Origin of the sequence: Xanthomonas cucurbitae (genome assembly GCF_002939885.1) — a bacterium.
Classification (GTDB): Bacteria; Pseudomonadota; Gammaproteobacteria; order Xanthomonadales; family Xanthomonadaceae; genus Xanthomonas; species Xanthomonas cucurbitae.
The window spans coordinates 18,287-36,746 of the sequence record NZ_MDED01000022.1; the positions used below are offsets into that span (position 1 = coordinate 18,287).

Here is an 18,460-nt window from a genome sequence, read left to right on the forward strand (position 1 = left end):
GATGGCTAAAAAGTCCTTGAACGAAACCTCCCCGGTTGCCCGCTTCGAACAGTCGCTGGAGGAACTCGAGCAACTGGTGCAGAAAATGGAGCTCGGCGACCTGAGCCTGGAGCAGTCGCTCAGCGCCTACGAACGCGGCATCGGCTTGTACCGCGATTGCCAGCAGGCGCTGGAACACGCCGAACTGCGCGTGCGCATGCTGACCGACCCCGCACGTCCCGAGCTTGCCGAACCTTTCGATCCGCCCGCGCAGGACGGCGGCTGAGGTGAACCCCGCCCTGTTCGACCACTGGATCGCTCGTGCCGAGCGCGGCCTGGACGCGTGCCTGCCCGCAGCAACGCTGCCGCCACAGCGTCTGCACGCAGCGATGCGGCACGCCGTGCTGGGCGGCGGCAAGCGCCTGCGGCCACTACTGGTGTACGCCAGCGGCACGCTGTTCGGCGCTGCGGAAGACGTGCTGGATTCGCCTGCCGTGGCGGTGGAGCTGATCCACGCCTATTCGCTGGTGCATGACGACCTGCCGGCGATGGACGACGATGCCTTGCGCCGTGGCCAGCCCACCGTGCACATCGCCTTCGACGAAGCCACCGCGATCCTGGCCGGCGACGCCCTGCAGGCGCGGGCCTTCGAACTGCTGGCCGCCGCGCCAGTGGGCGCCGAGCTGCGGGTCGGCTGGTTGCAGAGCCTGGCCACCGCAGCGGGCGCCGCCGGCATGTGCGGCGGCCAGGCGCTGGATATCGACGCCACCGGCCAGCTGCAATCGCTGTCCGAACTGCAACGCATGCATGCGCTCAAGACCGGTGCGCTGATTCGCGCGGCGGTGCGCATGGGCGCGCTGAGCGGTGCGGCTGCGCCGGCCGACCAGCAGCGTCTTGACGACTTCGCCGATGCGCTGGGGCTGGCCTTCCAGGTCCGCGACGACATCCTGGATGTGGAATCGAGTTCGGCCCAGCTGGGCAAGACCGCCGGCAAGGATGTGGCGCAAGCCAAATCGACCTATCCCGCCCTGCTCGGCATGGCCGGCGCCAAGGCCAAGCTGGCCGAACTGGCCACGCGCATGCACGAGGTTCTGCAGCCCTACGGCCGCCAGGGCGAAACCCTGGCGACGCTGGCCCGGTTTGCGGTCGACCGCGCGCACTGAGCGCTGCGCGCCCGACCGGGCTGGCAACCACGCGCAGCACAATGCTCGCTGGCAGGCGTACCCGACACAACCGCGCAGCGACCGGCCACGCAAACCATCGACAGCCACGCCCACCGGATCGACCCCGCCGCGGCATCCAAGACCACGTTCGCGCACTGCGTGCGCCAGCGCACGGTCGGCGCGGCGTGCAGGCGCGCCCCACTCCAGTACCACGTCACAAAACGCAACTTCCCTGTCTGCGCCCTGCTGCAGCTGAAAGCACCCGAAACGGCGCCATTCATGACCGGTCGCACGTTTTATAACTGAACTAACCACACCAGCGGCACGTTGCGCCCGGCCGGACTCACTTCTTAACTGAAATGTTACTGATTGAACCACTTGTCGCGCCTGCTGGCTGTGCCTAGGTTTGGATCGCCCGCGCCTGCGGGCATCCCCCGATCAAGGAGAGTCTCTGGTGAAGAATGTTTTTCTCGCATCGTTTGCTGCAGGTACGCTGGCCGTCGTCGGCGTACTGGGTTCGGCACAGGCGCAATCCCTGCGCGGCCCGGTTCCATTGACCATTGAACTGTCGCCAGTGGCCGACCAGGCCGGGCGGCATCAGGGCAGGATCGCGGTGACCGTCACCAACACTGGCAACCGGACCGCCCGCGTGCCGAGCTATCAATTGCCGTTGACCTCGCTGGACAACGGCATCCTGGAGGTCAGCCACGAGGGCGCGCCGGTGGCCTACACCGGACGGCTGGTCAAGCGCGGCCTGCCCAAAGCGGCCGATTTCACCATCCTGCAGCCTGGCCAGAGCGTCAAGGGTGAGGTCGACCTGGCCGGCGCGTACGACCTGTCCAGCAGCGGCAACTACACCATCCAGGTGCGCTCGGCGCTGCACTATGCCTCGCTGTCGGACGGCAGCCTGATGAAGGCGGCCAACGGCCAGCCGGCCGTGGCCACCAGCGCCCCGCTCACCCTCTGGCTGAACGGCGTCAATCGCGGCCTGCAGCGTCAGCTGGCAGTCGGCCCGCAGGCGGTCATCAACGGGATCAACTACCAGAGTTGCAGCACCACCCAGACCAACCAGCTCGCCACGGCAGTGGGTGCGGCGCGCACCTATTCGCAGAATGCGCGCACGTATCTCAACGGTGGCAGCACCGGTGCGCGCTACACCACCTGGTTTGGCGCCTACAACGCCTCGCGCTATAGCCGGGTCAGCGCGAACTTCGTGGCCATCGACAATGCGCTGGATCAGAACAACGGCCAGATCACCCTCAACTGCAATTGCAGCGATAGCGCATACGCCTACGTCTACGCCAACGCCCCGTACGAGATCTACATCTGCAACGCGTTCTGGGGCGCGCCGGTGCGCGGCACCGATTCCAAGGCCGGCACCCTGGTGCACGAGATGAGCCACTTCACCGTGGTGGCCGGCACCCAGGACCGCGTGTATGGCCAGTCCGGGTCGCGCAGCCTGGCGATCAACAATCCGGCCCAGGCCATCACCAATGCCGATAGCCACGAATACTTCGCTGAAAACACCCCGGCGCAGAACTGACCGCAGCAGGTCGCAACGACACAGGCCCGGCGTCGCTGCCGGGCCTGTGTCGGTTGCCATGCCACATTACTTGATGAGGCGCAGCGAGAACGGATACCGATAATGCTCGCCGTTGTTGGCCTTGACCGCCGCCAGGATGCAGAACACCAGGCTGACGACCCACACCAAGGCGGGCAGGAACCCGAGCAGTCCCAACGTCACCACGGACAGGATGGCCGCCACGATCACGGCCAGCGTCACGGTGATCTGGAAATTCAACGCTTCCTTGGCCTGGTCGGTGGCGAACGGCTTGGACGGACTGGCGTCCTTGCTGATGAGCCAGATCACCAGCGCGCCGACGAAATAGGTCACGATGCCCAGCAGGTGCGCCGCCAGCGCCAGGGTGCGCTCCTGCGAGGGGGTATCGGTTCCGATCGGCGGCGGCGGCGGTGCGGCGTGTGTCTCGAATTCGCTCATCTGTTTTCCCAAACATGATTGTGGTGCGGCGGACTATAACAACAATACAGCCGACCACCGGTGCGCAACGACGGCGCCGCTTGCCGCGACCGCTGTTGCGGCAAGTGGCATGACGAAAGCGCACCCCATGCGATGCACCGCGTTGCCGGCCGCGCGCCTGCTGGCATCGGTGCGCAGGCGAGCGGCTCGCTCAGCTTTCGCCGGCCACGGTCATGCGATTGACCAGCACCGAACCGATCTTGACGTGCGAACGCCGGTCCACGTCGCTGCCCACCGCGTCGATGCCGGCAAACATCTCGCGCAGGTTGCCGGCGATGGTCAGGCCGTCCACCGGATAGGCGATGGCGCCGTTCTCGATCCAGAAGCCACCGGCGCCGCGCGAGTAATCGCCGGTCACCGGGTTGACGCCATTGCCCATCAGCTCGGTGACTAACAACCCGCGCGACATGCCGGCAATCATCGACGCCAGATCGCCGGCGTTGGCGCTGACCTGCAGGTTGTGCACGCCGCCGGCGTTGGCGGTGGTCTGCAGCCCCAGCTTGCGCGCCGAATAGCTGCCCAGCACGTAGCGCTGCAGCACCCCGTCGGTTATCAGGGCCGCGCGCCGGGTCGCCACGCCTTCGCCATCGAACGCGGCCGAGCGCAGCCCGCGCCGTAGATGCGGCAGCTCCTCGATGTTGAACCACTCGGGGAACAGCCGGGTGCCGACGCTGTCGAGCAGGAAGCTGGCGCGGCGATACAGCGCGCCGCCGGACACCGCGCCCAGCAGATGGCCGACCAGCGAGCGCGCCACTTCCGGTGCAAACAGCACCGGCAGCTGGCCGGTGGGCAGCGAACGCGGCTGCAACCGCGCCACGGTACGCTCGGCGGCATGCCGGCCGATGGCATCCGGCGCCTCCAGGTCTTCGCGTGCCAGTGCGCTGCTGTACCAGCCATCGCGCTGCATGCCGTCGCCCTGCCCGGCGATCAGTGCGCAGCTGATCGAATGATGGGTGCCGCGCTCGCGACCAACGAAGCCATGCGAGTTGGCATACACCGACAGGCTGAGACCGGTGCTGGCCGAGGCGCCGTCGGAGTTGCTGATGCGCGCATCGGCCTCGCGCCCGGCAGTTTCGCAGGCCAGCGCCAGATCCACTGCCGTGTCGGCATCCAGCGCCCACGGGTGCCAGCTGTCGAGCTCGGGGAACTCCTGCGCCATCAGCTCCGGGTCGGCCAGGCCGGCCGCCACGTCGTCTTCGGTGTAGCGCGCGATCGCGCAGGCCTGCGCCACCGTGGCTTCCAGGCTGGACTCCTGCAGATCGGCGGTGCTGGCGCTGCCCTTGCGCTTGCCGAAATACACCGTCACCGCGATACCGCGGTCGCGGGTGGATTCGACGGTTTCCACCTCGCCCAGCCGCACGTTCACATCCAGGCCGCGCTCTTCGCTGCAGCTCACTTCGGCCTGGGTGGCGCCAGCGGCGCGGGCGCGCTCAAGCAGGCGCTGGGAGATGTCGGTCAGCGCATCCAGGCGCTGCAGGCTGTCGTCGGTGACACGGGTTTCGGAGGAGAGTGCGTTCAATGCTTTATCCTTTGGATGCGGATCCGTCCGCAAGAACCCGGCCGTCCCTGGCCGGACTGTTTGATTTGGATGCGGATCCGTCCGCAAGAACCCGGCCGTCCAAGGCCGGAGATATTTATCAACCAAGTTTCGGGATGTAGTGGCAATGCGCGGACGCGATGAAGACACCGGTGAGTTTCGTGGCGCCAGCCGCAGCCAGCAACGGCGCGAGGCGCTGGAAATTTTTGACCTGGGCGAGAAGCTGGTGGCGCTCACGGCGGCGCAACTGGCCAAGCTGCCGGTGCCCGAGTCGCTGATCCCGCATATCGAAGAGAGCAAGCGCATCACCTCGCATATCGCACACAAGCGGCAACTGGCGTTTCTGGCCAAGCACATGCGCCGCGAGGAAGATGAGACCCTGGCAGCGATCCGCGACGCGCTGGATGCCAACAGCGACACCGCGCGCCGCGAAGTGGCCGCGATCCACCGCGTCGAGCGCTGGCGCGAACGCCTGCTCGCCGAAGGCGACACCGCGCTGGCCGAACTGCTGGAGGCCTACCCGGCCGCCGACCGCCAGCAGCTGCGCCAGCTGGTGCGCAACGCGATCCACGAACGCGCCAAGAACAAACCCCCGCGCGCCTACCGCGAACTGTTTCAGGTACTGCGCGACATCTCCACGCAAGCCGGCGAACAACCCGACGACGCGCACGGCAGCGATCTCGAGATCGACGACGCCGACCCGGATACCGAGGAATAAGAACCCAGCCACGCGGGGCGCATCGGATGCCGATGCCCCCGCCGTTACGATTCCCGAATCCCCATTCCCGATTCCCGGCATCTCAGGCCTGCGTCCCACCAACGGTGATGCCGTCGATCAACAGCGACGGCTGGCCCACGCCCACCGGCACGCTCTGGCCGTCCTTGCCGCAGACGCCCACGCCTTCATCCAGCGCCAGGTCGTTGCCGATCATGCGCACCTTCTGCATGGTTTCCGGGCCATTGCCGATCAGGGTGGCGCCCTTGACCGGCGCGGTGACCTTGCCGTCTTCGATCAGGTAGGCCTCGGTAGCCGAGAACACGTACTTGCCGCTGGTGATATCGACCTGGCCACCGCCGAAGTTCACTGCATAGATGCCCCTCTTGACCGAGCGGATCATTTCTTCCGGGTCGTGCTGGCCGGCGCGCATATAGGTGTTGGTCATGCGCGGCATGGTCAGGTGCGCGAACGATTCGCGACGACCGTTGCCGGTGGGCGCCACGCCCATCAGGCGGGCGTTGTGGCTGTCCTGCATGTAGCCCACCAGCACGCCGTCTTCGATCAGCGTGGTGCACTGCGTCGGGGTGCCTTCGTCGTCGATGTTGAGCGAGCCGCGGCGCCCGTCCAGGGTGCCGTCGTCGACGATGGTCACGCCCGGCGAGGCCACGCGCTCGCCGATGCGCCCGGCGTAGACGCTGGTGCCCTTGCGATTGAAATCGCCTTCCAGCCCGTGGCCGACTGCCTCGTGCAGCAACACGCCGGGCCAGCCCGGGCCGAGCACCACCGGCATCACCCCGGCCGGTGCGGGGATGGCGTCCAGATTGACCAGCGCCTGGCGCAGCGCCTCACGCGCGAACCCTTCCGGGCGACCATCGGCGAACAGCTCGGCATAGCCGTAACGGCCACCACCACCGGAGTAACCGGACTCGCGGCGGCCGTTGTGCTCGACGATGACCTGCACGTTCAAACGCACCAGCGGGCGCACGTCGGCCGCCAGCACGCCATCGCTGCGTGCGATCAGCACGGTGTCCACGCCGCCGGACAGGCTCACCATCACCTGCTTGACGCGCGCATCGGCGGCGCGCAGGAACTGGTCGATGCGGCGTAGCAGGTCCACCTTGGTGGCGCTGTCCATGTCGTCGATCGGGTCGGTGGCCGGGTACAGCGCGCGGCCATTGCCACGCACCAGCGCGCGGCTGGGGTGCGCACCGCCATCGCGCGAAATCGCGCGCGCCGATTGCGCCGCTTCCAGCAAGGTGTCGCGCTGGATATCGTCGGAGTACGCAAAGCCGGTTTTTTCGCCGGAGATCGCGCGCACGCCGACGCCTTGTTCGATGGAATGCGCGCCGTCCTTGACGATGCCGTCCTCCACGCTCCAGCTCTCGCGCCGCGAGTGCTGGAAATACAGATCGCCGAAGTCGATACCGGGGCCCAGCAGGGCGCCGAAGGTGCGGTCCAGATGGCCGGCGTCCAGGCCGGAAGGAAGCAGCAGCCGGGTTTCGGCAAGAGTGAGAGCGTTATCGGTCATGCGATCAGGATGGGGCCCGCGCGCCGGGGAGACAAGTCGTCCGGCTGAATCGGGCGCGCCGCTATCATGGCTGCCTCGTGTCCTTTGCCGCGCCTGTGCATGAAGCTCATCGCCCACGTCCTGGATGGCCACACGCTGGACATCCGCCCTGCCCCGCCTGCGCGCGACTGGATGGATGCCACCGACCAGCGCTACGCCTACCGCTGCCTGCCGCTGGCAATCGCCAATGCGCATGGTTGGGAACTGCTGTGCCCGTCCGGTTTCGAGGCGGCGTGGGATGGCCGCGATGGGCTGGACGCTATTGCCATCCGCGCCGATGCCGGCACTGCGGCGCCGGCGATCAGCCATTTCGGTTATGGCGTGCTGACCTTCCATGTGCCCTGCCTGTTCCGCACCGACACCGGCATCGACCTGTTCGTCACCGGCCCGTTGAACCGGCCCAAAGACGGCATCGGCGCATTGAGCGGCCTGGTGGAAACCGACTGGAGCCCGTCCACCTTCACCATGAACTGGCGTTTCACCCGCCCAGGCCAAGTGCACTTCGCGGCCGGCGAGCCGTTCTGCCATCTGTTTCCGTTACAGCGTCAGTTGATCGAGCAGGTGCAGCCGCAGTGGAGGCCACTGTCAGAAACGCCGCAGCTGGCGCAGCAGCATGCCGACTGGACGCACAGCCGCACGCGCTTTCTGCAGGACCTGCCGGATGCGCAATCGGCGGCGGCGCGCGAGAAGTGGCAGCGCGGTTATTTTCGCGGCGTGACCGCAACAGACCCGACGCCGCAACCGGGCCACCGTGCCCGCCTGCGCCTGCCGATGTTCACGCGCGCCGGCAGCGACGAGGAGTCATCAGCAGGCGACTGAGCAGCAGGCGTCAGCGCGCTGGCGCAGCAGCCGGCGTCGGCTTGCTCGGCGCGCGCTCCCGCTCGCGTTCCACCACATCCACCTGCGGGTCCTTCCACGGCCCGGTGACGTGGTAGCTCTTGGCGCCGATCGCACCCAGTGGCTTGCCCAGCACCGCATTGGCGGCCGCGCCCACCGCCGCGCCCACCGGGCCGCCGGCCACCGCGCCGACCACGGTCAGCAGGTTGCCGGCCTTGGGGTTGACGTCCACGGTCTGGTCGAAGGTCTGCGCGCGCAGATCGGTCTGCCCGCGGATGGCGATGTCGGCCGCCGGCCCGGCAATGCGGATGGCATCGGTCCGTGCGAGGCCCTCGCCGAAGCGCACCTCGCCGGCCAACGTGTTGAAAGCCAACCCCTTGGAGAAGAAATCGCGGAAGTCGAACATCAGCCGGCGCGGCAACTGCGCCACGCTGAGCAGGCCGAGCACACGGCCGGCGCCCGGCTCCACTTCCAGCAATTGGCCGTTGCGGACGTCCACCTTGAGATTGCCGTCCAGCGAGCCGAGCGCAAAGCCAGCCGGCGAGCCCTGCCAGCCGGCATTGAGTTCCAGCTGGCCTTCGCCACCGCGCAGCTGCCCGCCCAGGGTGAGGGTCTGCAGCAGCTTGCCCAGGTTGCGGCTGTCCACGCGCGCCGACAGCCGCGTGCTGGCCGCCCCGCCCTTGCCGCGCCACGCGCCGGTCAGGCCGATGCTCTGGTCGTCCGAGCGCAGCTGCAGCTGATCCACCTGCATGCCATCGGTCAGCCGGCTGCTGCGCAGGGTCGCCGCGCCCAGGGCCATCTTGCCGACCCGCAGGTCGTCGATGTCCAGCGCCAGCGGCGGGATCGAGACGGGGTCGAACTCGGCCACCGCGCGGCGTGCCGGTTCCGGCAAGGCACCGGCCAGCGGGTCGCCCGGCTCGGGCTCGGCGGGCGCCGGTGCCTCGGCCACCGGCTGCCAGCGCACGGTGCTGAGCTTGCCCTGCACCGTGCCGCCGCTGGCATTGGGCACGGTGAGCTGGCCGGCCAGCGAGGGGCCGTCCAGGGTCACCGCCACCGCATCGCGGGTCGGGCGTAGCCTTAGCCGCGTCTGCGGGAACACGCCGCCGATCAGCAGCAGCCTGTCGGCCTGCACGTCCACTTGTTGCAACGGCACTGCCTCCTTGCTGGGCACCGCCGGCTGGCCCGGCAGCGGCGGCATGTCGGGATCGCGGCTGCTGCGTGCCAAGCTGATCCAGTCGATCGCATCCAGCGACGCGGTGCGGCCGGTGACCACCAGTCCGTTGGCCGGCGGGCGCTCGGTCACCGTGTCGCTGCCCATCACCACGCGTACGCCGGTCTGTTCGCCGTGGCGATTGGCCTTCACTGCCACCAGCTTGCCGAAGGCCACATCGATATCGCCATCGCCCACCGGCAAGGCCACCTTGACCTGGGTGTCCAGCGGGCGGCCGGCCGGCTTGTCCAGGGGCGCGGGCAGATCCAGCATGGTGCCCACCAGATTCGAGCGCAGCGTCAGCAGCGCCTGCGCATTCGGCTGGCCCGACGTGGGCAACGGCACGTCCACCCCCACCTGCCACGGCGCACTGCCATGCACGTAGGGGCGCAACCAGTCCATCTGCGGCGCCCGGTCGAACAACTCCTCGGCGTCCAGGGTGGCGTTGAAGCGCGCTTCGAAGGCCTGCGCCGGGTCCTGCACGAAACTGCCGGCACGCAGCGCCAGCTCGCCGGTGTGGCCCTGGTGCTGCACGCTCAGGTGCTCGGCGGCAAAGCCGCTGTCGCGATACTCGGCCTGCCCGCTGACCTGGTCGAAAGCCAGGTCCCAGCGCGCATCGGCCAGCTTGGCACCCTGCAGCGCGACCGTGCCCTGTAGATGCCCGCCCACGCCCTTGGTCCGCAACGGGCGCAGCAGATCGAAACTCACCGCCGCCGGGCCGGACACGCTGAGGTTGCGCAAGGTGTCGCCATAGCGGCGCTCCAGCGGGCTCTGTCGCAGCATGCCCAGCAGCTGCGCCGCGTCAGCCTGGGTGGAGGCGCGCACGTAGAGCTCGGAGGTCGCAAAACTGGGGATCCCCGCGCTCAGCTGCGCGATCGGGGTGCCGGCCAGCCCCCCCTTGCCGTGGAGCGAGAAGCCGTTGCCGATGAAGCTCAGCTCGGCCTGCACCTGTTCCATCGCCGGCCAGTCCGGGTTGAAGCGGATCATGCCATCGCGGATCTGCCCGAACGCTTCGAAGCGCCCATCGTTGTTGTCGAACGGCCAGTCGTCCAGATCGCCGCTGACCAGCCCGGTGCCGCCTGTGACCACACCGCCGGCCACGGCCATGTCCAGCCAATCGATGGCGGCCTTGCTCATCTTGGAGCGGATCCAGAACTTGCGTGCCACCGGCAGCGCCACGTCGTCCAGCTGCGCGGCCAGTTGCATGCGCGGGCGACTGCCGTCGTTCTGGAACCACAGCCCGCCGCGCACGTTGGCGCCGTAGTCGCTGGCCTGCACACGCAGCGCCGGCGTGGCGACCTGCCAGCCAGCGCCCTCGCGCCAGCCGACGATCTTGCCGGCCAGCTGGATCTGATGCACCACCCCGAAGCCGGTGGGCCAGTCGAAGCGCACCGTTGCGTCGGCGTCGGTCTCCAGTTCGCCGCCCTGCGCATCGCCATCGATGCGCCCGCGCAGGCCGCTGATGCCTGGTGCATTGCCAACCGGCAGGAAGCCGAGTTCGTCGATGCGGCCTTGCGCACGCATCGGCCCGCCCGGCTCGCCGGCAAGCTGCAGCTCGGCCACCCGCAGTTGCGGCCTGGACAGGCTCAGCCAGCGGCGCAGGCCCGGCGAGAGCCGGTCGCTCAACGCGGCGGCCGCAATCAGACCCGAAACATCCGCCTGCTGAGCGGCCACCGCATAGCGACGCCCACCAACGATGCTCAGTCCGTCCAGATGCTGCAACGCGGTGGCCTGCCCCAGCCGCAGCAGCGGCGCATCGAGCCGCCAGCCGCCGTCGATGAGCTGCCAGCGCGCGCGCGCCTGCAGCCGCTCCCAGCGCAGCGTGCGCCGCGCGGTTTCATCCGGAAGTGCGGTGCCCGACAACTGCAGCTGGGTGAAATCCGCATCCACGGTGACGCCGGTCACCCGACGCGCCCGCAGCTGCGCCCAGGCCTGCAACCGCCCGCCGCCGCCATCCACGCGCATGCCGCCGACCTGCAGCAGCGACGCCCACGCCGACAGATCGGCCGGATCGGCCTGTGCATAGGCGCTACCGTCGCCGCTGTCGCGGTCGAACTCCAGCACCGCAGTCAGCGGCGCGCGTTTGAGATCGATCCAGCTACGGCTGCCCACCTTGACGGTGGAACCGCTGACGCGCAGGCGCAGGTCGATGCGCGGCAGTGCGGTGTTCACGCCGATCGACGGCGCGCGTACCTGCAGGCGCGCCTCGGCCAGCTGGATCTCGCCCAGACGGCGCAGCGCATCCAGCGGGTCGGAGTCACCCCCGCTCGGCAGCCCCTGCACCGACCACACGCCATCGTTGCTGCGTTGCAGGGTCAGCGCCAGCCCGCGCAGGCGCACTTCGGTCAGCGAATGCCCGGGCAACAGCCCGGCATACATCGCCAGCAGGATTTCCGCCTGCCCCACCTGCACCTCGCCATGCGGGCCGATCCGCAGGCCATCCAGCCGCAGCAGCGGCCCCCGCCGTGTCCACTCGGTCTCCAGCCGATCGAAGCTAATCGCCTGCCCCGCGCGCTGGCTCAACCAGGCGGCGATCTGCTGCGGATGCTCTTCCGCCAGCGGCAACGCCTGGCTGGCCGCACCGACCAGCAACGCGATCGCCACCACCGCCAGTGCGGCGGCAGTGATCGCATAGCGGCGGAACAGCCGCAGACGGCGGCGCAGCGGGGCGGGCATTAACGGCGGGGAATGGGGAATGGGGAATGGGGAATCGTAAGAGCACCAGCGCTGGCGTGTGGACGCTTAGCCGTCTGATGGCGCAACGACGTTGAAGGGCTGACAGACGCGACGTGGAGCGGCTGTTGCTCCACCCCGATTCCCCACTCCCGATTCCCGATTCCCGGCCTCACAGCAGCACCACATCGAACTGTTCCTGCAGATACTGGTCGTCGGACTGGAAACGAATGCTCTTGCCGAGGAACTCTTCCAGCTCGGCCACCGCGGCCGACTCCTCGTCGGTGATGCGCGCCACCACCTTGGACGAGGCGATCACCAGCAGCCGGGCGGCATCGAACTGGCGCACCGCGCGGGTGATCTCGCGGAAGATCTCGTAGGTCACCGTCTCGGCGGTCTTGATGGTGCCACGCCCGCCGCAGTGCCCGCAGGTTTCCGACAGCTGCCGCTCCAGGCTTTCGACGGTGCGCTTGCGGGTCATCTCCACCAGGCCCAGCGGCGAGAACTCGTACACGGTGGTCTTGGCATGGTCGCGCGCCAGCGCCTTTTCCAATGTGCGCAGCACCTGCCGGCGGTGCTCGGCATCGTCCATGTCGATGAAATCGATGATGATGATGCCGCCCAGGTTGCGCAGCCGCAGTTGCCGCGCCACCGCCTGCGCCGCTTCCAGGTTGGTGCGGAACACGGTCTCTTCCAGATTGCGTTGCCCCACGAACGAGCCAGTGTTGACGTCGATGGTGGTCATCGCCTCGGTCTGGTCGATCACCAGGTAGCCACCGGACTTGAGCGGTACCTGCTTGTTCAACGCCCGGCCGATCTCGTCTTCCACGCCGTACAGGTCGAAGATCGGCCGGTCGCCGGTGTACAGCTCCAGCCGCTCGGCCAGTACCGGCATGTACTTGGCCACGAAGGCCTGCAGCTGCCCGAAGGTTTCGTTGGAATCGACCTTGACCTTCTCCACGTCGCGACGGATCAGGTCGCGCACCGCCCGCAACGGCAGGCTCAGGTCTTCGTAGATGATGCTGCACGGCGGCGCTTCACGGCCGCGCCGCTCGACCACGGCCCAGACCCGCGACAAATAGGCGATGTCTTCGGCCAAGGCTTCTGCCGGCTGGCCTTCGGCATTGGTACGGATGATGTAGCCGAAGCCGCCGTGCTGGGCAGAGACCTCGCTGACGATGGTCTTCAGGCGCAGCCGCTCGGCCTCGTCCTCGATCCGCGCCGACACCCCGACGATCTTGGACTGCGGCAGCAGCACCAGATAGCGCGAGGGGATGCTGATCTGGGTGGTCAGGCGCGCGCCCTTGGTGCCGATCGGGTCCTTGACCACCTGCACCACGATGTCCTGGCCATCGCGCAACAACTCCACGATGGGAACCGAGGTGGCCGGCGGCGGCAGCGGGGTTTCTTCGGTATCGACCACACTGGCCGGTGCCGGCACCGGGCGCACCACGTCGTTGGCGTGCAGGAACGCGGCGCGCTCCAACCCCACTTCGACGAAGGCTGCCTGCATGCCCGGCATCACCCGTTGCACCTTGCCCTTGTAGATATTGCCCACCACGCCCCGGCGCCAGCCGCGCTCGATATGCAGTTCCTGCAGCATGCCGTTCTCGATCACCGCCACACGGGTCTCGCGCGGGGTGACGTTGACCAAAATCTCTTCCGACATCAATGCGCTCCGAAGGCTGTGAGCAACTGCGAGGTATGCAACAACGGCAACCCCATCACGCCGGAATAGCTACCGGACAGATGGGTGATGAAACGCTCCGCGCGCCCCTGGATCGCATACGCGCCGGCCTTGCCCATCGGCTCGCCGCAGGCGGCGTAGGCGGCGATCTGGGCATCGTCCAGCGTCGCAAAGGTCACCTCGGACACCACCAACGCCTGCGCCGGCGCGCGCTGTGCGCAGACTAGGACCACCGCCGTGAGTACCTGGTGGGTGCGCCCGGACAACACGCGCAGCATGGCGATCGCATCGTCCACATCGGCTGGCTTGCCGAACACCCGCTCGCCCAGCACCACTTCGGTATCGGAGCCGAGCACGATCGCATCGGGGTCGCCGGCCTGCACCTGCGCCAGGCCGGTATGCGCCTTGTCCAGCGCCACGCGCTGCACATAGTGGTCGGGCGATTCGCCCGGCGCGCGCCGCTCGGGCACGTCCAGTTCCAGGGTCTGGAACGGCACATCCAGGCGCTGCAGCAGTTCTTGTCGGCGGGGCGAACGGGAGGCGAGATAGAGCATCCGCCCAGCATACCTGTTGCCCGCACTCACCCGCTTGCTTGACGCAGGCGTGTCGCCGCCACGCCACACGCGGCTCACAACATGTTCATCCACATCCCAACACGCTCGCAGGACAGACAAGGAGATCCCATGCGTACCACCCTCAAGCCGCTGCTGCTGGCCCTGTCCCTCGCTGCCGGAACCGCCATGACCGCCCACGCCCAACCCGCGCCGAGCTACGCCCTTCCCACTGACGGCACCCTGCTCAACGTGTCGGCCGAAGCCGAGGCCAAGCGTGTACCGGACATTGCCACGTTGTCGGCTGGCGTGGTCACCCAAGCTACCGACGGCAACGCCGCCATGCGCCAGAACGCCGAGCAGATGAGCAAGGTCATGAGCGCCGTCAAGGCGGCCGGCATCGCCGACAAGGACGTGCAGACCAGCGGCATCAACCTGAGCCCGCAGTACACCTACAAGGACAACGAGGCGCCCAAGATCAACGGCTACCAGGCCAGCAACACCGTCAGCCTGAAGGTGCGCGACATCGCCAGGCTGGGCAAGGTGCTCGACGCCCTGGTCGCCAATGGTGCCAACGATATCAACGGCCCCAGCTTCTCGATCGACCAACCCGAACCGGTCTACGACGAAGCCCGCGTGGCCGCACTGAAAAAGGCCCAGACCCGCGCCGACACCTACGCCAAGTCGCTGGGCCTGAAGGTACGCCGCATCGTCAGCATTTCCGAAGGACGCAGTGGCGGCGGTGTGCGCCCGATGATGATGGCCGCCTCGATGCGTTCGGCCAAGGCCGAGATGGATACACCGGTCGCCCCAGGCGAAAGCACCCTGTCGATCAACCTGGATGTGACCTTCGAGCTGGGGCGCTGATAGCGCATCCGATTCCCCGCGACGGCGTTGGCCATCTGCCGCCCGGCGGGCAGATGGCCGATACCGCGCGATGCCTGGAGATCGGAAAGGCGCTGCGGCATCACCCGCTTGGCTCCAAAAAAGCAGGTTATCTGCAAGTGCCCCACGGCATACTGCGATAGTGAATAGGCGCTGACAGGCATTTGTGCTTAAAAAAACATGAAATTTAGAGAAATCATTCTTTAAGCGAGCTCGACCTCTCTCTAGCATCGGTTGTCAGCGCTTCGTCACATTCGTGATGGCGCACATCTGGAGAGAGACGATGAATGCCTGCAACGCCTCGCCACGCCATTCCCGCCAGCACACGCGCCTGTGCCGCATCAGTGTGCTGGCACTTGCACTCAGCGGAGCCGTGGGGGTGCTGACCACCGGCCCCGCAGCCGCACAGAGCACAACCGCCAGCATCTACGGAAGCGCCCCCGGCAACAGCGGGGCCACCGTGACCGCGCAGAGCGACACCGGCTTCACCCGATCGGCCACCATCGACGCCAATGGCCGTTATGCGATCGGCAACCTCCCGGTAGGCACCTATACCGTCACCCTGCAGCGCGAAGGCCAAGCTGCACAGACGCGCCAGAACATCGCTCTGCGCGTCGGTGCCGGCACCGATGTGTCCTTCGGCAGCGGCGATGGGTCCGGCGATGCCACGACCCTGGGCACCATCACGGTGACCGGCAAGAACATCTCGCCGGTGGATGTCTCGGCGACCGCCTCGCGCACGGTGATTACTGCCGAACAATTGCAGCGCTTGCCGCTGGCGCGTACCGGCGAGGCCATTGCGCTGTTATCGCCCGGTGCCGTGCAAGGCAGCGGCTATTTCGGCAATGCCATTTCCTTCGGTGGCGCCGGTGTCACCGAGAACGCCTACTACCTCAACGGCTACCTCAGCTCCAACCCGCTCTCCAACATCGGCGGCGTGAGCCTGCCCTTCGGCGCCATCGATCAGCAGGAAACCTATACCGGCGGCTACAGCGCGCGCTTTGGTCGTTCTGCGGGCGGCGTGCTCAGCCAGGTCGGCAAACGCGGGACCAACGAATGGCACTTTGGCGCGCAGACGTTGTGGCGTCCAAAGTCGCTCGCCAGCGACAACAAGAATGTCTTCTACCCCGACACTGCGCCCCCAGCCGGTTACAGATACAGCAACAGCAGCCTGCCGGGCACGCTGTATCGCAGCCGCGACGACGATCGCTCATGGAACACCGTCTACAGCGCCTATGCGGGCGGCCCGCTGATCGAGGACCGCCTGTTCGTGTTCGTTGCCGCAGAGCAGGAGCGCACCCAGGGCGTCTCGACCGCGAGCAGGGATGCATCGGTCATCGGCCGCAACAACTTCCGGACCGACAGGCCCAAGATCTACACCAAGATCGACTGGAACATCAACGACAGCAATCTCCTCGAACTGACCGGCATCAAGAACGGCTCTCGCGACCGGGGCGCCTACTCCGACTTCACCGGCTATCCGGGTGTTCCCAGCAATGCCGAAGGCGCCTTCGCCGACACGGTGAAGGTCAACGATCGTTACTACATCGGCAAATACACCAGCTACATCACCAGCGATCTGACCCTCAGTGCCACCTACGGCAAGAGCCAGCAGACCGACTTCCGCAACAATCCCAGCACTGCGGCATTCATGTCCGGCACCAGCCAGCAGGACCCCGCGATCAACGGCGGCCAGGAAATTCGCAACAACCAGACCTCCAGCCAGGCGCGTGACGGAGAAAACGCCACGCGCGGCCTGCGCATCGATCTGGAGTACGTGCTGGGCAACCACACCCTGACCGCCGGTGTGGACAACATGTATTTCAACGCACGCAACGAGGGCGTCATCACGACCGGGCCCGGCTTCACCTGGACGTATGGCTTCTCCTCTCGCCCCGCATCGCCGATCAGGGCTGCGCTCGGCGTCGGCCCGGCCGGCGGCAATGGCTACTTCGTCAACCGGACCGTCTTCAACACGGCAACCAGCATGTCGGTCGAACAAAAAGCCTACTTCCTCGAAGACAAGTGGCAGCTCACCGATACGCTGCTACTGACCTTGGGCATTCGCAACGACAAGTTCACCAACTTCAACGACGTGGGTACGCCCTACGTGCGCAGCGGCGATCAATGGGCACCGCGTCTAGGCATGAGCTGGGACGTGTTCGGCGATTCCTCGTTGAAGGTGTACGGCAACGCCGGTCGCTACTATCTGGCGCTGCCCAACAGCGTGGCGATCCGCGGTGCATCGCCCTCGACGTTCACCAACGAATACTTCACCTATACCGGCATCGACGCGCAGGGTAATCCGACCGGGCTGACGCCGGTTGCAGTCGATCGATCGGCAGGTTTCACCTGCGCCGGCAACACCGTTTCCGCCGGTCTGGAATGTGGCCAGGCACCGGATGCGGCCGGCATCGCTGCTACCGACCTCAAGTCGATGTACCAGGATGAGTTCATGCTCGGCTTCGACAAGACCTTGGGCACTAACTGGGTCACCGGCGCCAAGGCCACCTACCGCACGCTGGGAGCCACCATCGACGACGTCTGCGATTCGGACCGGATGCGCACCAAGCTCACCGCCTCGGGCATCGATCCGGCCAGCGTGAACGTGCCGGGCTGTGTCATCTTCAATCCCGGCGAAACCAACTCCTTCAGCCTGGCCAACCTCAATGGCCCCGGCCGCACGGCGGTGACGATGTCGCCCTCGGACTGGGGCTTTGACAAGCAGGCCAAACGCACCTATCTGGCGGTCGACCTGTTCCTGCAGCATCCGTTCGACGGCAAGTGGGAAGGCCGCATCGATTACACCTGGTCGCGCAATTTCGGCAATACCGAGGGCCAGATCAAGTCCGACATCGGCCAGACCGATGTGTCCAAGACGCAGGACTGGGATGCGGCCGCATTGATGTGGTATTCCGGCGGCTATCTGGCCAACGACCGGCGCCACCAGATCAAGCTCTACGGCTCCTACCAGATCGCGCCCGAATGGCTGGTCGCAGGCAATATCCGCGTGCTGTCCGGCACGCCGAAGTCCTGCCTGGGCTACGTCAGCATCAACGGCATCAGCGAAGATTCCGATGCTGGCGACCCGGTGGGCTATGGCTCCTCGTACCACACCTGCAACGGCCAGCCGTCGCGCCCAGGCGATGCCGGACGGCTGCCGTGGACCAAGATCGTCGACCTCGCGCTGACCTACCGCCCCGCCTTCGCCGACAACAAGCTTGCCATGACCTTGCAAGCCTTCAACGTCTTCAACGAACGCAAGCCGCTGCAGGTCGATGCCACCTGGGAAGACAACCCGTTCACGCTGTCCAATACCTACGGCATGGGCGCGTTCTTCACCCAACCGCGCTATGCCATGTTCTCGGTGTCCTACGACTACTGACGCCCTCTCCCGTCAGCGTCGTTTCCCCGGCCCTGCAAAGGGCCGGGCTTTTCTGGACCGCTGCAAACCTCGCCAGCGCGACCACCGCAGCTGCGCGCGGACGAACAAAAAACCAGGGGCACCACCGGGGATCCCTTGTACGGCCGCCCCGGCTGCGGTAAACCTACGCGACCGGATGGTGTAGTGCGTCCGGGACGCGCTGGTCCTTTCCGCAGTTCCGTTCTGGAGGT

13 protein-coding genes are annotated in these 18,460 nt (G+C 67.0%); 7 read left to right on the top strand and 6 right to left on the bottom strand.

The features are described 5' to 3' along the window. Position 1 precedes the first annotated feature (1 nt). The 3 genes from XcuCFBP2542_RS12495 (at position 2) to XcuCFBP2542_RS12505 (ending at position 2,685) form a co-directional block, all read left to right on the top strand. Positions 2 to 265, top strand: coding sequence for an exodeoxyribonuclease VII small subunit (locus XcuCFBP2542_RS12495; protein ID WP_104603891.1), 264 nt, complete (start codon positions 2 to 4; stop codon positions 263 to 265). Between the two features lies 1 nt (position 266). Continuing rightward, positions 267 to 1,142 (top strand): polyprenyl synthetase family protein, encoded by an 876-nt coding sequence (locus XcuCFBP2542_RS12500; RefSeq protein ID WP_104603892.1) that lies wholly within the window; start codon positions 267 to 269, stop codon positions 1,140 to 1,142. A gap of 454 nt (positions 1,143 to 1,596) precedes the next feature. After that, a complete protein-coding gene (locus XcuCFBP2542_RS12505) occupies positions 1,597 to 2,685 on the top strand; it encodes a M35 family metalloendopeptidase (protein WP_104603893.1) in 1,089 nt (362 codons plus the stop codon). 66 nt (positions 2,686 to 2,751) lie between these two features. Here XcuCFBP2542_RS12505 and XcuCFBP2542_RS12510 read toward each other — a convergent pair whose 3' ends face one another. Both XcuCFBP2542_RS12510 and pmbA read right to left on the bottom strand, forming a co-directional pair. Further along, a complete protein-coding gene (locus XcuCFBP2542_RS12510; RefSeq protein ID WP_104603894.1) occupies positions 2,752 to 3,141 on the bottom strand; it encodes a DUF4870 domain-containing protein in 390 nt (129 codons plus the stop codon). Positions 3,142 to 3,331: 190 nt separating this feature from the next. Next, positions 3,332 to 4,699, bottom strand: a complete 1,368-nt coding sequence (gene pmbA, locus XcuCFBP2542_RS12515) for a metalloprotease PmbA (RefSeq protein WP_104603895.1) — start codon at positions 4,697 to 4,699, stop codon at positions 3,332 to 3,334. A gap of 145 nt (positions 4,700 to 4,844) precedes the next feature. Between pmbA and yjgA the strand changes: the two genes are divergently transcribed. After that, a complete protein-coding gene (yjgA, locus tag XcuCFBP2542_RS12520; protein ID WP_104603896.1) occupies positions 4,845 to 5,435 on the top strand; it encodes a ribosome biogenesis factor YjgA in 591 nt (196 codons plus the stop codon). Between the two features lie 82 nt (positions 5,436 to 5,517). On the opposite strand, the gene tldD is transcribed toward yjgA, so the two are convergent. Then, positions 5,518 to 6,963 (bottom strand): metalloprotease TldD, encoded by a 1,446-nt coding sequence (gene tldD / locus XcuCFBP2542_RS12525; protein ID WP_104603897.1) that lies wholly within the window; start codon positions 6,961 to 6,963, stop codon positions 5,518 to 5,520. 99 nt (positions 6,964 to 7,062) lie between these two features. Between tldD and XcuCFBP2542_RS12530 the strand changes: the two genes are divergently transcribed. After that, positions 7,063 to 7,821 (top strand): DUF6065 family protein, encoded by a 759-nt coding sequence (locus tag XcuCFBP2542_RS12530; protein ID WP_104603898.1) that lies wholly within the window; start codon positions 7,063 to 7,065, stop codon positions 7,819 to 7,821. 10 nt (positions 7,822 to 7,831) lie between these two features. On the opposite strand, the gene XcuCFBP2542_RS12535 is transcribed toward XcuCFBP2542_RS12530, so the two are convergent. From XcuCFBP2542_RS12535 to XcuCFBP2542_RS12545, 3 genes are all read right to left on the bottom strand, one after another. Continuing rightward, positions 7,832 to 11,725: a YhdP family protein gene (locus XcuCFBP2542_RS12535; RefSeq protein ID WP_104603899.1), complete on the bottom strand. Its 3,894-nt coding sequence runs from the start codon at positions 11,723 to 11,725 to the stop codon at positions 7,832 to 7,834. 169 nt (positions 11,726 to 11,894) lie between these two features. Then, positions 11,895 to 13,391 (bottom strand): ribonuclease G, encoded by a 1,497-nt coding sequence (rng, locus tag XcuCFBP2542_RS12540; RefSeq protein WP_104603900.1) that lies wholly within the window; start codon positions 13,389 to 13,391, stop codon positions 11,895 to 11,897. Next, on the bottom strand, positions 13,391 to 13,963 hold the full coding sequence (locus XcuCFBP2542_RS12545) for a Maf-like protein (RefSeq protein WP_104603901.1): 573 nt from the start codon (positions 13,961 to 13,963) through the stop codon (positions 13,391 to 13,393). The genes rng and XcuCFBP2542_RS12545 overlap by 1 nt, the downstream gene beginning before the upstream one ends. A 129-nt stretch (positions 13,964 to 14,092) precedes the next feature. Here XcuCFBP2542_RS12545 and XcuCFBP2542_RS12550 point away from each other — a divergent pair, with 129 nt between their 5' ends. Together XcuCFBP2542_RS12550 and XcuCFBP2542_RS12555 are read left to right on the top strand one after the other, a co-directional pair. Then, the gene (locus XcuCFBP2542_RS12550; protein WP_104603902.1) at positions 14,093 to 14,827 is read left to right on the top strand and encodes an SIMPL domain-containing protein; all 735 of its coding nucleotides are present in this window, start codon (positions 14,093 to 14,095) and stop codon (positions 14,825 to 14,827) included. A 301-nt stretch (positions 14,828 to 15,128) separates the two neighbouring features. Next, the gene (locus XcuCFBP2542_RS12555) at positions 15,129 to 18,230 is read left to right on the top strand and encodes a TonB-dependent receptor (protein WP_104603903.1); all 3,102 of its coding nucleotides are present in this window, start codon (positions 15,129 to 15,131) and stop codon (positions 18,228 to 18,230) included. The last annotated feature ends 230 nt before the right edge of the window (positions 18,231 to 18,460 follow it).

Coding starts and splice junctions, on each gene's coding strand:
- XcuCFBP2542_RS12545 (WP_104603901.1), bottom strand. CDS start 13,963: ATGCTCTATCTCGCCTCCCGTTCGCCCCGCCGACAAGAACTGCTGCAG.
- yjgA (WP_104603896.1), top strand. CDS start 4,845: ATGCGCGGACGCGATGAAGACACCGGTGAGTTTCGTGGCGCCAGCCGC.
- XcuCFBP2542_RS12495 (WP_104603891.1), top strand. CDS start 2: ATGGCTAAAAAGTCCTTGAACGAAACCTCCCCGGTTGCCCGCTTCGAA.
- tldD (WP_104603897.1), bottom strand. CDS start 6,963: ATGACCGATAACGCTCTCACTCTTGCCGAAACCCGGCTGCTGCTTCCT.
- XcuCFBP2542_RS12510 (WP_104603894.1), bottom strand. CDS start 3,141: ATGAGCGAATTCGAGACACACGCCGCACCGCCGCCGCCGCCGATCGGA.
- XcuCFBP2542_RS12530 (WP_104603898.1), top strand. CDS start 7,063: ATGAAGCTCATCGCCCACGTCCTGGATGGCCACACGCTGGACATCCGC.
- XcuCFBP2542_RS12555 (WP_104603903.1), top strand. CDS start 15,129: ATGAATGCCTGCAACGCCTCGCCACGCCATTCCCGCCAGCACACGCGC.
- rng (WP_104603900.1), bottom strand. CDS start 13,391: ATGTCGGAAGAGATTTTGGTCAACGTCACCCCGCGCGAGACCCGTGTG.
- XcuCFBP2542_RS12535 (WP_104603899.1), bottom strand. CDS start 11,725: ATGCCCGCCCCGCTGCGCCGCCGTCTGCGGCTGTTCCGCCGCTATGCG.
- XcuCFBP2542_RS12550 (WP_104603902.1), top strand. CDS start 14,093: ATGCGTACCACCCTCAAGCCGCTGCTGCTGGCCCTGTCCCTCGCTGCC.